Source organism: Pirellulales bacterium (assembly GCA_035656635.1).
Taxonomy (GTDB): domain Bacteria; phylum Planctomycetota; class Planctomycetia; order Pirellulales; family JADZDJ01; genus DATJYL01.
Map to the genome: position 1 here is coordinate 1 of DASRSD010000102.1, position 16,062 is coordinate 16,062.

The 16,062-nt window shown below is 55.7% G+C and carries 11 protein-coding genes and 5 tRNA genes; 14 read left to right on the top strand and 2 right to left on the bottom strand.

Translation table 11 applies throughout. The annotated features are described in order from the left end of the window. Nucleotides 1-199 precede the first annotated feature (199 nt). Both VFE46_09370 and VFE46_09375 read right to left on the bottom strand, forming a co-directional pair. The gene (locus VFE46_09370) at nucleotides 200-1,537 is read right to left on the bottom strand and encodes a putative sugar nucleotidyl transferase (GenBank protein ID HZZ28201.1); all 1,338 of its coding nucleotides are present in this window, start codon (nucleotides 1,535-1,537) and stop codon (nucleotides 200-202) included. Between the two features lie 147 nt (nucleotides 1,538-1,684). Next, entirely contained in the window at nucleotides 1,685-3,127 is a 1,443-nt protein-coding gene (locus VFE46_09375) for a hypothetical protein (GenBank protein HZZ28202.1), read from the bottom strand. 796 nt (nucleotides 3,128-3,923) lie between these two features. Here VFE46_09375 and VFE46_09380 point away from each other — a divergent pair. The 14 genes from VFE46_09380 (at nucleotide 3,924) to rpoB (ending at nucleotide 16,055) form a co-directional block, all read left to right on the top strand. Then, nucleotides 3,924-5,594: a sigma-70 family RNA polymerase sigma factor gene (locus VFE46_09380; protein ID HZZ28203.1), complete on the top strand. Its 1,671-nt coding sequence runs from the start codon at nucleotides 3,924-3,926 to the stop codon at nucleotides 5,592-5,594. 238 nt (nucleotides 5,595-5,832) lie between these two features. Beyond that, nucleotides 5,833-5,905 (top strand) — tRNA-Thr (locus VFE46_09385). A 51-nt stretch (nucleotides 5,906-5,956) separates the two neighbouring features. Continuing rightward, nucleotides 5,957-6,038 (top strand) — tRNA-Tyr (locus VFE46_09390). A gap of 164 nt (nucleotides 6,039-6,202) precedes the next feature. Beyond that, a tRNA-Gly gene (locus tag VFE46_09395) sits at nucleotides 6,203-6,273 on the top strand. 188 nt (nucleotides 6,274-6,461) lie between these two features. Further along, nucleotides 6,462-6,534, top strand: a tRNA-Thr gene (locus VFE46_09400). 158 nt (nucleotides 6,535-6,692) lie between these two features. Further along, nucleotides 6,693-7,892, top strand: coding sequence for an elongation factor Tu (gene tuf, locus VFE46_09405; GenBank protein HZZ28204.1), 1,200 nt, complete (start codon nucleotides 6,693-6,695; stop codon nucleotides 7,890-7,892). A gap of 167 nt (nucleotides 7,893-8,059) precedes the next feature. Further along, nucleotides 8,060-8,132 (top strand) — tRNA-Trp (locus VFE46_09410). A gap of 134 nt (nucleotides 8,133-8,266) precedes the next feature. Beyond that, on the top strand, nucleotides 8,267-8,785 hold the full coding sequence (gene secE, locus VFE46_09415) for a preprotein translocase subunit SecE (protein HZZ28205.1): 519 nt from the start codon (nucleotides 8,267-8,269) through the stop codon (nucleotides 8,783-8,785). Nucleotides 8,786-8,813: 28 nt separating this feature from the next. Continuing rightward, nucleotides 8,814-9,635 carry a transcription termination/antitermination protein NusG gene (gene nusG, locus VFE46_09420; protein ID HZZ28206.1) on the top strand — a complete coding sequence of 274 codons (822 nt, stop codon included), beginning with the start codon at nucleotides 8,814-8,816 and terminating at the stop codon, nucleotides 9,633-9,635. A gap of 93 nt (nucleotides 9,636-9,728) precedes the next feature. Further along, a complete protein-coding gene (gene rplK / locus VFE46_09425; GenBank protein HZZ28207.1) occupies nucleotides 9,729-10,154 on the top strand; it encodes a 50S ribosomal protein L11 in 426 nt (141 codons plus the stop codon). A gap of 56 nt (nucleotides 10,155-10,210) precedes the next feature. Next, nucleotides 10,211-10,894, top strand: a complete 684-nt coding sequence (gene rplA / locus VFE46_09430; GenBank protein HZZ28208.1) for a 50S ribosomal protein L1 — start codon at nucleotides 10,211-10,213, stop codon at nucleotides 10,892-10,894. 41 nt (nucleotides 10,895-10,935) lie between these two features. After that, on the top strand, nucleotides 10,936-11,508 hold the full coding sequence (rplJ, locus tag VFE46_09435; GenBank protein ID HZZ28209.1) for a 50S ribosomal protein L10: 573 nt from the start codon (nucleotides 10,936-10,938) through the stop codon (nucleotides 11,506-11,508). A gap of 94 nt (nucleotides 11,509-11,602) precedes the next feature. After that, a complete protein-coding gene (rplL, locus tag VFE46_09440; GenBank protein HZZ28210.1) occupies nucleotides 11,603-12,016 on the top strand; it encodes a 50S ribosomal protein L7/L12 in 414 nt (137 codons plus the stop codon). A gap of 325 nt (nucleotides 12,017-12,341) precedes the next feature. Then, nucleotides 12,342-16,055, top strand: coding sequence for a DNA-directed RNA polymerase subunit beta (gene rpoB, locus VFE46_09445; protein HZZ28211.1), 3,714 nt, complete (start codon nucleotides 12,342-12,344; stop codon nucleotides 16,053-16,055). Nucleotides 16,056-16,062: the final 7 nt, after the last annotated feature.

A 16,062-nucleotide genomic window follows, 5' to 3' on the forward strand; every position in this document is an offset into this window, starting at 1 on the left:
CTTCCATAAAGGGTGGCTGGGGTCGAGTGCCGCCGAGCCCCCAGTAAATGGGCTGCTGGGGGCTCCCTTCGGTCGACCCCAGCCCCCCGACGGCGTTCCAACTCATCATTCCTGGTTTCCTGGCTTCCTTATAAAACTGTCTTTGGCGCCGCTCCGTGCCTCTGTGTCTCCGTGGTTAAAAAATTGCTCCGTGGGTAGCTCACAGCGCCAGCGGTTCGTGGGGCAGTTGCCGTTCGCGTTGGGCTTGGGCGTACAAGTCACGAATTAATTGAATGTCGCACTGGCGCTGCGGAATTTGGCGACGCGAAAACATTCGCCGCTGGATCGAAATCATCACGTCGGCCGGCAAATCGGTCATGCCTGTTGCCTCTGCGGCGCCAGGTGGAACTAAGGACCGGGCGTAATTGCAAAAGCTGGGTACGTTGGTCGTCACGAAGCCATACACCAGGCTGCACACGCCGATGATTTTTCCCGTGAAAATGCTGGTGTTGATGGCCGTTTTAGCGTAATCGCCAATGAAGCTGCCGACAAACTGCAAGCCCGTGGAGGTTTTTTCTCCCGCATATTCCGCGTGGACAATTCCGTAAGTGTTTTTCAAATCGCTGTTGCAGGTTCCAGCGCCGATGTTCACCCAACTACCGACGTAGCTGTGGCCCAAGAATCCATGATGTTGTTTGTTGCTAAAGGGTTCGATAATGCTCCCTTCCACCTCGCCGCCGACCTTGGTGTGGTGCCCCAGCGAAACGCAATCTTTCAGGGCGGCATGCTCGTTCACCTTGGCGCACGGTCCAATGTAAACCGGCCCGCGGAGAAAACAGAACGGGCCGATCGTGGCTTCGTGATCGATGATGATGGGTCCATTTTTGGTATCGGTGACCACATGCTCACCCAGCGAAGCTTTTTCGGCCACGAACACCCCGTCGCGCACTTCCCTGTAACCGGGATGCGGCACCACCGGATGGCTACCCGCCGGACCGCTGGCTGCGGGATAACTTTGCGGCGGCCCTGTGCGGATGCGGTATTCCAAATCTTCGCGACAGCATGCCAGATGGTGGCGCAGCACGTCGTGCGGATATTCCAACAGCGGCAAATCGACCGTCAGTTGTGGAAGCTTGAACGATTCGATCAGCGAAACGATTGCGGCAGCGGCAGCATCGCCGGTGGGCAACTCGATCGGCCTGGATGGTTTGGCAATCAAGGCCGCGGCGATTTGATTTTTTTGCTCGCCCGCCATGACAATGCCTTCGCGCCGGGCATCGGCCAGGGCTTTTAGCCGCTGAAAAACAGCAATCGACGGCGCCATTCGGGCGTTTACAAACAGCACGGGTCCGGCTAGCGGCTGGGAAGGCACGCGCTGCGGAAAGGTTTCGGCTTCGACGGCCGCCAAGTGCTTTCGCACGACGGTTAGCTCCGGCCCCAGCGTGCTAACCAATTGCACCAGCTTGTATCCGCCGCAAGTGATGGCGAATGCCGGCTCGGCGCAGGCCAAGGGAGCCAGGCGTGTGGTCAGTTCGTCTTCGAACAAAACAATTTGCATGCGGGCCGCCGAAAGTTGAATCGCCGGTTGCCTAAGCCTAAGAAAGCCGCGCTCAACACATAACTGTACCTCGCGGAAGTCACGCTTGGTATCCGGCGCAGGAGCGACAAAAAATCAAAGCCCCAACAAGTGAACCTGCGAAGGAACCTATCGCTGAGCTGCATTTTCCTCGGCTCGTTCCGCCTGACTGGCGGCGGGCTTGGAATCGAGAAACTCCACGCTGTCGATCATCGCGGCATCCTGGTCATGAAATTGATCGACCAGCGGGGTTTCCATAGTGAAAATGAGGTTCAGCGCCTGGCCGTGTTGATTGTTCAACAGGTAATAGCGCCACTGAATGGGCAGATCCTGGGCGGTTCCCTCGGCGACCGATTGCAAAATGTGCAAGCCGGCGGGGCTGCTGCTCTCTTTGGCCCGCAAAAATTTGGCGAATAAATTCCCCAGAGCCTGCTGGACGTCGGTTTGAAAGTCGGTTAACTCCAGCGGCTTTTGCGCATCGATACTGGCGGCGGCGACATTGCACTGGGCAACCAAATCCCCCCGATCGATTAGCCGCAGAACAACTAAATCGGGGTCATCGCGCGTGATATGCCAGCGGCGATCGTACAGAAAGCGGAAGTTTTTGCTGTCAGAAATGTATTCCAGCGGCGGCGGCACGTCGGAATCGGGAAGCTTGGCCGCCTGCACCACGTCGCCGGTTAACAATTTGGAATCGGGCTGGGGAGTAATGTTCAATCGCATTTTCGCCACGACATCTAGGCCGGCCCCCACGTGCCCGATGCCGCGCTGTTCTTTGATGGCCAAGAGCAGCACTTTGGGAAGTTGACGCTCCAGGTCGTACAGCAGCTTGGCTTTCAATTCGATGTCGGTCGCCACGCCGTCGATGGCCCCTCCCAGTGTGCCTGCCATCATGATTTCGGCCACGCCGTCTTTCACGCTGGCCAGTGTGCATTCCACTTCCGTATGACCGACGACATCGAGACACAGGAATCTCGCCAGCACATCGTCCGTGGGCTTCCAGCGATGGCCAATTTCCACGTCGGCCTGCGGCAACAGCTCGTCCAAGACCAACGTGTTGGCGGGAACATCGATCAATTCCAATTCATCGCGCGTCAAAGGACCGTTGGGCGAGGACAAAAATGCCGACTGCTGATTGGCAACCGCGGCAATGGTTTGGCGGCTGTCGCGCAATTGCGGCCGGGTAACTTTACTGGCAATTTTGATCACGGCTTCGGCATCGTCATAATGGCGAATAGCCAGGCGGTGTGCGAGATTGCTGCCATCATCCAGCCGCTGTTCGTCGTATGCGAATTTCGCAACGACACTCATCGGGACGGAATCGGTTTTCTTATCGGTGGCAAGATTAGCGGCCGCATCGCTGGAAGCCGCGCCGGCGGCCAAAATGAGTTGCCCCCCCACTTCTAGGTTGGCCGTTATTTGAACGGGAATGCCGTCGGGCTTGGGCGAGCGGAGCGATTGCAGTTGGTCGGCGCCGCTCGCCTGAGCGGAAAGAATTCCCCATGCGCAGCAAATGACCATGCCAAAGTGGCGACCGGAATCGACAAAATTACGGCAAAAATTCATTTTCACGGGAACCCTCCTGGTCGCTGGCGGCATCTAAGTACATAGAAGCAATCGGTGGAAATGGAACCCCTTGACGGGGGACATCGCTCGTCAAAAAGGAGCTGCGGGCATGGCGTTTGCTCCCTTTCAGGACCTGCCACGATGCGCAGGGCTGGCAGGTTCGACCTGGCCATTACGGTCTGCCAAACGAGATGCCGTATTCGGTTAATCGGCCAGCTCGGGTGGCGTGGATAAGTGCATTCGCACCGGAGAAACAGCGATCTGAACCCGAAAACGGGTACCAAAGAACTAGGACTTACGGCTTTTCACTCGGAAGATCGAAAACGACGTAAACTTTTAATTACCTAGAGGATCCGTGATAGAATCGTTAAAAAATGAACCGTTTTTGACGCCCGGTGTCCTATATCGCAGCGGGCGAAGCGAAGTTCGGATAGACCATCGGACAGTTGGTTTCGTAAAACAAGAGAAGCGGTGCGAGGGTAAGTGCTGGATGAACCAGCGAATTTTGTAACAAACGACAGCTCAAAACTCACTTTTCGACAAATTTTACATTCGGAAGGAAGCGCGGCCTGCCTCAAATTGCGACAAATCTAGGGAGATTTCTGTCGCAAAATGCGACAGCCAGCGTGAACTAAGCCATTTAACGCATTTTTACAGTGTTTATTTTTTTTCTTTGGAGCGACCTGTAAACGGCCAAGACCGTCTTCCGAAATGCGGCTGCAAATAAAGCTTTACGGAAAATCAAACAGCCGGGCTAGCAAGCAGGGAATTCCGGCAGGGTCAAAATGAAAGGGGCCCAGCCATGAACGCAAATTACATCAATCCAATTCTTCGACAACTGCGTGACCAGCAAGTGCGCTTTGCACCGCGCGATCAGCAAATGGAACAAGCGAATCGCGCCGAGCGGTTGCTGGCCGAGATCGATCCTGCGCGCGTTTATCCATACGACTATTTGTGCTACCGGATCACCGATTACCGACCAACTTCGTTTGCCAATTCCAAACTGACCGGCGAGCAAGCCGGCCACGATTTGCGGCTGTTGGTGGAAGACCTGACCGAGGCGGCTTCCGTGAAGGCCGATTCCGCCGGCGAGGAAGTGCTTACCGTGGAGGAATTGGCGCGCAAGTTCAACGTGTCGACCAAAACGATTTCGCGCTGGCGACAACAGGGCTTGGTGAGCCGGCGGTTTGTGTTCGACGGCCGGAAGCGTGTCGGCTTCCTGCGCAGCAGCGTCGAGCGCTTCGTGGGCGATAACACGGACAAAGTGCGCCGAGGTTCCAACTTCAGCCAGATGTCGGAAACGGAGCGCGATGAAATCATTAGCCGTGCTCGGCGCTTGGCCGCCGCTGGCGGATGCCCTTCGGATATTGCCCGCAGGATTGCCCTCAAGTTGAACCGCAGCGCCGAAACCATTCGCTACACGCTGAAGCAGTTCGATCAGGAACATCCGGACTTGGCGATTTTCCCATCCAGCATCGGACCGCTGACGGACGAAACCAAGCAGAAAATTTACGAGCACTATCGCCGCGATGTGCCCGTCGACGAGCTGGCTAAGCGCTATTGCCGCACGAAAACCAGCATTTACCGCATTGTCAACGAAATGCGGGCTCAGCGAATTTTGGAATTACCGCTGGATTACATGTCGAATCCGTATTTCGGGCGGGAAGGCGCTGAGAAGACCATCCTCGGCCCCATGCCGCAGCTCGATCAGCCGGCGCCGAAGAAAATGCGGCTTCCTTCGGGCTTGCCTCCGTATTTGGCCAGCTTGTACGAAGTGCCGCTATTGAATCGCGAGCAGGAAGGCCATTTGTTCCGCAAGTTTAATTACTTGAAGTTCAAAGCCACCAGGCTGCGCCAAAAACTCGATCCCGCCCATGCCCGCAGCAGCGAGATGGACGAAATCGAACGGTTGTATGATCAAGCGGTGACGGTGAAAAATCAAATTGTGCGAGCAAACCTGCGATTGGTGGTTTCGATTGCCAAGCGCCACGTTGGCCCGACCGATAATTTCTTCGAGCTCGTCAGCGACGGAAATATGTCGTTGATTCGCGCGGCGGAGAAGTTCGATTACGCCCGGGGCAACAAATTCAGCACGTACGCCAGTTGGGCCATCATGAAGAATTTTGCCCGCACCATTCCCGACGACCACCGACGCCGTGACCGGTTCCGTACCAGTCAGGGAGAAATGTTCGGCGCTACGCCGGACGCCCGCACCGATCAGTACGGACAAGAATCGGCGCAATCGACACGGGAATACCAGATTGGCCGCATTTTGGAAAAGCTGGATGACAGGGAACAGAAGATCATCATCAGCCGGTTTGGGTTGGATCACAGCCTGGAACCGCTGACTTTGAAAGAAGTCGGACAGGAAATGGGCGTGACCAAAGAGCGCGTGCGGCAAATAGAAGCTCGAGCGCTGGCAAAACTGCGCCAAGCCGCCAGCGAGGAAAAAATCGAAGTTCCGGGCGAATAAGTGGTGTCTGCGAAACCCCTAAATTCGCTAAATTCTCATCTGAGAAAACGGCGGCGTTTTTCCTGCGGCTTGGCAAATCCGGCGGCTGGAAGCATTCTCCGCGGGAACCCGAAAAGCGGGGGAGTTTAGCCCTGCTTGAAAATGCTGGCATTTGTCGGCGTGCAAAAATCGCGCCTAGCGGGATTGCAACCAGTGGCAAGACTGTTATATTTAGTGGTTTTCGTGGCCCTCCTCGCAGGCTAGCGTAGCTCAATCGGCAGAGCAGCGGTTTTGTAAACCGCAGGTTGTGGGTTCAAGTCCCTCCGCTAGCTCGTCGACAGTTGGCGGCTGGCCAGCAAGACGGAAATCGTTGACAAAATCGAGGGGGGTTTCCCGAGCGGTCAAAGGGGCCAGACTGTAAATCTGGTGGCACAGCCTTCAAAGGTTCGAATCCTTTACCCCCCATTGCTTGCAATAACGAATGACGAAATTCAACTGATGAAGGAGTGATGAGCGACTAAATCTCACTGACGAACCGGAAGCCTTGCCAGGCATCATAGAATTTGTTTTGGTGCTGGATTATTTGCGTTTCATTCGTCATTCAGATTTCGTCATTTGTCAGTAACCACGCGGGTGTAGCTTAATGGTAAAGCCCCAGCCTTCCAAGCTGGCCACGTGGGTTCGATTCCCATCACCCGCTTGTGAAAAAAGAACAGTGGGGTGAACAGCAGTAATTGAATACGAACGGGGTGCAAATTTCATCGCCAACCACAATCGCCGAAACCAATACCTAACTACAGCAGTTAGTGACAAATCGGGAATTGAGCCGCACCTGTGTTGATTGCCAACACACGGTGTTGCCATAGAAATGCCGCAAGGGTGTCGCCCGCTGCTGTAGCTCAGCTGGTAGAGCGCGTCCTTGGTAAGGACGAGGTCAAGGGTTCAAGTCCCTTCAGCAGCTCTGATGCCGAATCGCTGGAATCGAATTCACCACGGAACACATCCAACGATTCACAACCGAACAGATTCACCGTTCATTGCGGCCCGCCAGGGGCCAGACGTTTGCAAGATTGTTTTAACCATTTATAGAACGCTGGTTTTTCATCGTAGGGAGAAATAATGGCCAAGGACACTTTTCAACGCACCAAGCCACACGTCAATGTTGGCACCATTGGCCACATCGACCATGGCAAAACAACATTAACCGCCTCCATTTTGGCGGTGCAGGCAACCAAAGGCCTGGCGCACACCAAGTCGTATGCTGATATTGCCAAAGGAGGCACGGTGCGCGACGAAACCAAAACCGTGACCATTTCCGTCAGCCACGTCGAGTACCAAACCGACAAACGCCATTATGCCCACATCGATTGCCCCGGGCACGCCGACTTCATCAAAAACATGATCACCGGCGCCGCCCAAATGGACGGAGCGATTTTGGTCGTTTCGGCGGCCGACGGCCCCATGCCGCAAACTCGAGAACACATTTTGTTGGCGCGGCAAGTCGGCGTGCCGGCATTGGTGGTGTTTCTGAACAAAATCGACCTGGTGGACGATCCGGAATTGCTGGAATTGGTGGAGTTGGAAATTCGCGAGCTACTGACGAAGTACGGTTTCCCCGGCGACGAAATTCCCATTATCCGCGGCGCCAGCAAGCCGGCGCTGGATAATCCCAAAGATCCCGCCGCCAATAAGTGCATTGGCGAACTGATGGATGCCATCGACAAGTACATTCCCGAGCCGGTGCGCGAAATTGACAAGCCGTTCCTGATGGCCATTGAAGATGTGTTCTCGATCGAAGGCCGCGGCACCGTGGCCACCGGTCGTGTGGAGCGCGGCATTGTGAAGGTGGGCGAGGAAGTGGAAATTGTCGGCCTCAGCCCCGACAAGCGCAAGGTAGTGGTCACCGGCGTGGAAATGTTCAACAAAACGCTAGATACCGGACAGGCGGGCGACAACGTCGGCTGCTTGCTCCGCGGCATTAAGCGCGAGGAAATCGAGCGCGGCCAGGTATTGGCCAAGGTGGGCTCCATCACGCCGCACACCAAGTTCGAGTGCGAAGTCTACGTGCTCAGCAAGGAGGAAGGCGGCCGTCACACGCCGTTCTTCTCCGGGTACAAGCCGCAGTTTTATTTCCGCACGACGGATGTCACCGGCAGCGCCCAATTGCTGGGCGGAGCCGAAATGTGCATGCCTGGCGACAACGCCCGGCTAAGCGTCGAGTTGGGTTACCCCATTGCCATGGACGACGGCGTGCGGTTTGCCATCCGCGAGGGTGGTCGCACCGTTGGTTCCGGCGTGGTGACAAAAATTCTGACGTAGGAACAATGTCGAATGGCGAAGCTCAGATGACGAATTGCAAGCTCCGGCTCGGCCGGAATTGCCGTTCCTCAATTCGGCCCTCGTCAGCGAGCCGGCGGTCGATCCGCTGGGTTGGAAATTAGAAGTTGAAGCGAGGTTCGAAATTTGAACTTTGAATTTTTTAACCCAGGGGTGTAGCTCAATTGGCAGAGCACTGGTCTCCAAAACCAGCGGTTGGGGGTTCAAGTCCCTTCGCCCCTGCCGGTCGGTGCGTAGTTGAAGGGTGAGTACAAGAGTGAGCAGGCGTTGGATGCAGCATATGGAAATCGGTGGCCCATACTTTTTCCTTCGCAACTTACTTATTGCCGCAGTGCAGGATGCACGAGGTAACCATTATGGCTAAGCAGCAACATGTCACGGCAGACCACGAAGTAGACGAACAAAACGAAAGCGAAGATTCGGCTCCGGCCATCAGTAGTCGCAGTCCAAGTCCAAAGCCAAAGAAGAAAGATCGTAGCATGACCGCGGGCGCACATTGGCTGTTTCAGGTTGGTTTGTACAAGCGCAACCAGGGACGCGTCATCCGGCAATTGACTTTTGCCGCAGTGCTCTTGGCGCTGGTGCTGGCCGTCTGGCGATTGAACAACATGGCGCATACGTCCGCCATGAAGTACGCCGTACCCTTTGCGTTACTAATTGTCGGCGGATGGGTGGTTTATCGACTGGTAAATTTGCCAAAATTTGCCGACTTTTTGATCGCCGTGGAAGCGGAAATGACCAAAGTTTCCTGGCCCACACGGCATCAATTGATTCGCAGTTCGATCGTGGTCATCCTCACGATTATCGGTTTCGCCGTTTTGTTGTGGTTTTACGATACGTTTTGGAAGTTTTTGTTAGACCTGTTGCACGTATAGCCTTTAATCCAAGCGTGGAGCGATCAGCGTGAGCACTGAATGGGAAAATACGGGCGCGGCTCATGATCCCGCGGCCAGCGGAGCCGGCGAAGCTGCGCATGCGCCTTCGTCCCTTCCGCCGGACGATGCCGCTCCGCCCAACGTTGTCGCCGCCAGCGAGCCCACCGGGCCGGGCAGCCACATGCCGGATGCCACCAGCGGAGAAGATATCGCCGCCGCCGAATCAGCACACCCCGCGCCTGAGCCCGAGGAAGAACTCGATCCGGAACACGAGCCGAAAGGCATTGCCGTTGCTCTGGAGGATGACGACCGCCCCGTCAAAATGGATTGGTACATCCTCAAGGTACAAAGCAACCGGGAAGATTCCATTCGCGAAAGCTTGAAGCGCAACGTGGAGCGAGCCGGCCTGAATAAGTATTTTGGCGAAATTATTGTGCCGATCGAAACCGTCACTGAATTCAAAGGCGGAAAAAAGAAAGTCGTCAAGCGAAAGCTGTACCCGGGCTACCTCGTCGTGCAAATGGAAATCAACGACGACACCTGGTACCTGGTGCGCGATACGGCGGGCATTGGCGATTTCACCGGCTCCATTGGCCGGCCCACCCCGATGGCTCCGCAAGATATTGCGAAGATCATTTCCAAAGCGGAGGAAAAGGCCGACGAGGCTCCACGATTGAACATCCGCGTGAAAAAGGGAGACCGCGTCAAAATCAACGAAGGCACCTTCGAAAATTTCGAAGGCGAAGTGGACACCATCAACGAGGCCAGCGGCCGCGTGAGTGTAATCATCAACATTTTCGGCCGGCCCACGCCGGTGGAGCTGGAGCACTGGCAAATCGAACCGCTATAAATTGAAACATCGTTTGCATTCATCCGTTTAGCCGTCGCCGCTAGGCGGCGCACGTTTAGCCGTCGCCGCCAGGCGGCGTAACCAAATAAAAACATGGCCAAGCAACTCGTAGGAACGACAAAATTTCAAGTGCCCGGCGGGCAGGCTACGCCCGCGCCGCCGGTGGGCACTTCGCTGGGTAAGTTCGGCATCAACCTGGGGCAGTTCGTGCAGCAATTCAACGAACGGACTCGCGATGCCGGCGGCATGGCCATTCCGGTGGTCGTGAATGTGTACAGCGACCGTAGCTTCGACTTCGTTTGCAAGAGCCCGCCGGCAGCCGCCCTGCTCAAACAAGCGGCCGGCATTGCGAAAGGCTCGGGCGTGCCGAACAAGGAAAAAGTCGGCAAAGTGAAAAAAGAGCAGTTGGATAAAATTGTGAAAACCAAAGCCGCCGACTTGAATGCCACCGATCCGGACCATGCCCGGCGCATGATTGAGGGCACGGCGCGGAGCATGGGAATTGAGATTGAAGGGTAAGGGAAACAAAAAACCGTTTAGCACCGGCCGCCAGGCCGGATTCATTTGGTGACACGATGGTCAAAGTTGCAAAACGCATGAAAACGATGGCGGAAAAACTTCCGAAAACGGAGGCGCCCATATCGGTGGACGAGGCGATAAAAATCCTCAAGCAATTTCCGCCGCGGAAGTTCGATCAAACCGTCGAGCTTTCGATCCGCCTGGGAATCGATCCGAAGCAGGCCGATCAGTTGGTGCGCGGCTCGATCGTGCTGCCCCACGGCATCGGCAAATCGAAAAAAGTTGTGGTGTTCGCCAAAGGCGATAAAGCCGAAGAAGCCAAAGCCGCCGGCGCGGATGAAGTGGGCGCGGAAGATTTGGCCGCCAAAATCAAGGGAGGCTGGACCGACTTCGAGGCCTGCATTGCCGCGCCCGACATGATGGGTCTGGTCGGGCCATTGGGCAAAGCGCTGGGGCCGAAAGGCTTGATGCCTTCGCCTCGGGCCGGCACCGTTACGCCCGATATCGCAAAAACTGTCAAGGAATACAAGGCGGGCAAAGTGGAATTCCGCAACGATCCGACCGGCATTGTTCACGCCGTGGTCGGCAAGCTGAGCTTCGATGAAAAGAAGCTGGCCGAAAACATCCGCGCCTTCCTCGACCAAATTTTGCACATGAAGCCGCACGGCGTAAAAGGTGTGTACGTGAAGAGCATTACCATTAGTGGCGCCATGACGCCGGGGTTGAAAATCGCCGCCTAAAATTATTGTCTACCGCATACCGCATACTGCCTACGGTTAACATGAGTAAATTTGTCAAAGACCTGCTGACGCGCGATTTGCGCAATCAACTTTCCGGCGTGAGCGATGCGCTATTGGTCAACGTCATCGGGCTGGATGCGATTCGCACGACCAAGCTTCGCGGCGAACTGCGCAAGAAGAACATCAAATTGGAAGTCATCAAAAATAGCATGGCCAAGCGGGCCACCGAGGGCACTCCGCTGGCGCCTGCGTTTGAGGGCGTGGAAGGCACGCTGGCCATTGTTTGGGGCGCGGACGATTTCGTGTCGCTGACCAAGGAAATTGTCAAGTTTTCCGAGGCCAAGGAATTTGAAGGCTTTGCCACACGTAGCGGCACGATGGATGGCGCCAAGTTGACGCCGGCCGAAATTAAAGACGTAAGCAAATGGCCGAGTCGACAGGAGCAATTGTCAATATTGGTGAGCCAGATTCTCGGACCAGGAGCGCGCTTGGCTAGCCAATTGACCAGTGTTGGCGGCGAGATTGCCAGTCAGCTCAAAGTGCATGCGGAGAATTTGGAAAAAGCTGGCGGCGGAAGCCCAACACCTTCCGGTGAGCCGGCTCCGACAGCGTGATTTTTGAGTTTCGGAATTTAAATCAGTTGGCTCACAGTGAGCCATAAATCAATAAACAGTTTTTTTCACGATCCAGAAAGGAAGTTTGATAGCCATGGCCACTGCTGAAGCGACGCGCGAGTTTTCCCCAAAAATCAAGAAGACCGGGGATGAAATTGTTTCTTATACGCTCAAAGAAGCCAAGGAATTGAGCGATTACTTGGAAGACGTGCACGGCATCAAGGCGGCTGCCGGCGGAGGCGTGATGATGGTCGCTCCCGGCGCTGGCGCTGCCGCTCCGGTTGCCGAGGCCAAGACCGAATTCGACGTGGTGCTGGAAGGCTACGATGCCGCCAAGAAAATCGGCGTCATTAAAGTCATCCGCGCACTCACGAACCTGGGCTTGAAGGAAGCCAAAGATTTGGTGGAAGGCGCCCCCAGCAAGGTTAAGGAAGGCGTTTCCAAAGAAGATGCAGACAAGGCCAAGAAGGAATTGGAGGAAGCCGGCGCGAAAGTGTCGGTCAAGTAACGGACGACGTACAGAACCGGATGCGCCGCTGGGCACCTGCGTAGCAGATGCGGCCAAGCGCCAGCATTCGGCATCCTCGGCAAACGAGGACGGTAACTTTGACACTGGTTCAGTTGGTCTGTAGCTGGCATGACACGCGATAGGCGGTCGAGTTGGCGGGCCATCTCTTTCAATTGTTTATGACAGGCAATTGCATTGGCACTCCATTGCATGCACACCGTGCTGCGGCGTAGTTCAGACGCGCGCTTGGTGATTTTTGCCTTATTCAGCTGCAGCGACTAACGCGAGCGCTGCCGCAAAGATTTACTCAGGAGCAACTTGTCTTATGGCAACTTCGGCTCAAAAACGAATTACTCCCAACGAAATCCGCCGGTTCGGCAGCGGGCGTGATCTCTTTTCCATTCCCGACTTGACCCAAATCCAAACGCGCAGCTACGAGAACTTCTTGCAGTACGATGTGCCCGCCGGCAAGCGCAAGGACCAGGGCATTGAATCGGTGCTGCGGGAAATTTTCCCGATCGAAAGCTACGACAAAACTCTGAAGCTGGAATACATTCGTTACGAATTGGGCAAGCCACGCTATGAACCGCACGAATGCCGGCAGTTGCGGCTCACCTATGGCCGCCCATTCCGCGTATGGCTGCGGCTGACGAAGGCCCAGCCGATCGAAGAAGAAGTGTATTTGGGCGATATTCCCATCATGCTGGGCGGCGGCGAGTTCATCATCAACGGGGCGGAGCGCGTTGTCGTCAGCCAGCTGCACCGCAGCCCGGGCGTCGACTTTGTCACCGACACCGATACCGGCGAGCGGAAAATTTTTAGCGCCCGCATTATTCCCGAGCGCGGCAGCTGGATTGAGTTGAACGTGTCGAAAAAAGACACGCTGCAAGTGCGCATCGATCAAAGCGGCAAGTTTTCCGCCATGATGCTATTGCGCGCGATGGACGCCAAATACGGCCAGGATTCCGATCTGCTCCGCACGTTTTACGAAACCACATCGGAAAAAGTCGTCGATGGCCGCAGCGTCGGGAAAATTGAAGGCAAAATTGCCGTCACCGACATCGTCTATCCGCACAACAGTCCCCGGGCGGGAGAAATTATTTGCGAGGCTGGGCACAAAATCACGAAGAACCTCGCCGAAATCATTTGCACCTCGGGCTTGTCGAGCGTGGAAGTGATGTCGGACGTAAAAATTCCGCTGATCCTCAACAGCTTGGAAGAAGACACCACCGGCAGCCACGAAGAGGCGCTATTGCGAATTTATCAGCGGTTGCGGCCGGGCAATCCGCCGCAACTGGAAAAAGCCAAGGCGCTGTTCCACGAAAAGTTTTACGACACCAATCGTTATCGCCTGGGCCGCGTGGGGCGATTCCGCATTAACCGCAAATTGCGCTTGGATGTGCCCGAAAGCGAAATGACGCTGCGACCGGAAGATTTAATCAGCGCCATTAAGTATGTCATCAAGCTGAACGAAGGGGGCGAGGTAGGCTACGAAGTCGACGACATCGACCACCTGGGCAATCGCCGCCTGCGAACCATCGACGAGTTGGCTTCGGATGAATTGCGCAAAGGCTTCCTCAAGTTGCGTCGCACAGTGCAGGAGCGAATGAGCTTGAAAGAAGTGGAAGACATGACGCCCCGCACGCTCATCAATCCCAAAAGCATCTCGGCGGCCATTGAGTACTTTTTTGGCCGGGGCGAGCTCTCGCAAGTGGTCGACCAAACCAATCCGCTTTCCATGCTCACGCATGAGCGGCGACTCTCGGCGCTGGGCCCCGGCGGCTTAAACCGCAAACGGGCTGGCTTTGAAGTCCGCGACGTGCACATTTCCCACTATGGCCGCATTTGTCCCATCGAAACTCCGGAAGGCACCAACATTGGCTTGATTTCCAGCTTGGGCATTTATGCCGCCGTCGATGAATACGGCTTTCTCGTCACTCCTTATCGCAAAATCAATAAAGGAAAATTGACCGAGCAAGTGGAATGGCTGCGGGCCGATCAAGAAATGGATGCCTTTTTGGCCCCGGCCGATGCGCCGGTGGTGAATGGCCACTTGTCGGGCGAAACCATCATCGCCCGCTATCGATCCGATTTCGAATTAGTGCCGGTCGACAAGGTCGATTACATTGACGTGGCGCCCAGTCAAATGGTCGGCGTTTCGGCGGGCCTGATTCCATTTTTGGAACACGACGACGCGAACCGTGCCCTGATGGGTTCCAACATGCAGCGGCAAGCGGTGCCGCTGTTGATCTCCGAGCCGCCGTTGGTGGGCACGGGCATGGAAGTGGACGTGGCCGTCAACTCCAGCATGCTGGTGCGGTCGCCAAAAAAGGGAACGGTGACGTATGTCGATGCCAACAAAATTGTCATCAATAACGAAGAGATTCCGCTGACCAAATTCAAAGGCCTGAACGAGCGGACCTGCCAAAACCAGCGGCCGGTCGTCAGCGTGGGGGACAAAGTGGAAAAAGGCACCGTCATTGCCGACGGAGCTGCCACGTATCACGGCGAGCTGTCGCTGGGCCGCAATGTATTAGTCGGCTTCATGGCCTGGGACGGGTTCAACTTTGAGGATGCCATCATCATCAGCGAAGAGCTGGTGCAAAACGACGTCTACACGTCGATCCACATTGAAGAATTCGACATCGAAATCCGCGAAACCAAGCTGGGCCGCGAGGAATTCACTCGCGATATTCCCAATGTCAGCGAAAAAGCGCTGCGCAATTTGGACGAAACCGGCATCGTGCAGGTGGGCACCTACGTGCAATCCGGCGACATTTTAGTAGGCAAGGTCTCACCGAAAAGCAAAACCGAGCTGACGCCGGAAGAAAAGCTACTTCATGCAATTTTCGGGCGGGCGGGCGAAGATGTGAAAAACGATTCGCTGGAAGTGCCTTCCGGCGTGGAAGGCATTGTCATTCATACCGAAAAATTTTCGCGCCGCATGAGCCTTTCCGAAGACGATCGCAAGAAATTCGAGAAAGATCTGAAAACCGCTGAGACGGAAGGCAACGCCAAAATTGCCGAAGCGTTCGGCGCGATGATTACAGAAATTGAGACGATTTTGAAGAAAACGCTGACCGACGCCGAAGGCAGTGCCTTGGTGCGCGATCAGGAACACAAGTTCGTGGCCGAGCAGGCGGCAAACTTCAAATTGGAGTCGATCGATATTCGCAGCCCGGAACGCCGGGCGGAAGTGGAAAAAGCTTACAAAACGCTATGGCCGGCCGTGGAAGCCGCCATTGACGACCGTGATCGCAAGCTCAACAGCATGAAGCGCGGCGATGAGCTGCGCAGCGGCGTGCTGCAAATGGTCAAAGTGTACATTGCCGCCAAGCGGGTGATTTCCGTCGGCGATAAAATGGCCGGCCGCCATGGCAATAAGGGCGTGGTCGCGAAGATTTTGCCGAAAGAAGACATGCCCTTTTTGGCCGACGGCACGCCGGTGCAAATTCTGCTCAATCCGTTGGGCGTGCCCAGTCGTATGAACGTGGGCCAAATTTTGGAAACGCACTTGGGTTGGGCGGCGGCGACGCTGGGCTTCCGCGCGGTCACGCCGGTGTTCGACGGAGCCAGCGAGGAAGAAATCAATGAGTGCCTGGATGATGCCGGGCTGCCCAAGCACGGCAAGGCGCAATTGTACGATGGTCGCACCGGCGAGGCGATGGAGCAGGAAACCACCGTCGGCTACATCTACATGCTCAAGCTGCATCACCTGGTTGACGACAAAGTTCACGCCCGCAGCACCGGCCCCTACTCGCTCATTACGCAGCAGCCCTTGGGTGGGAAGGCGCGGTTCGGCGGTCAGCGCTTCGGCGAAATGGAAGTATGGGCTCTGGAAGCGTACGGCGCGGCTTACATTTTGCAGGAATTGCTCACTGTGAAGAGCGACGATGTAGAGGGCCGCACGAAAATTTACGAAGCCATGGTCAAAGGCGAAAACACGTTGGAAGCCGGCACTCCGGCCAGCTTCGATGTGCTCACTAATGAAATCCGCGGCCTGGCCCTGAACATGCAGTTGGAAAAACGCAGGATTTAATTTCCTG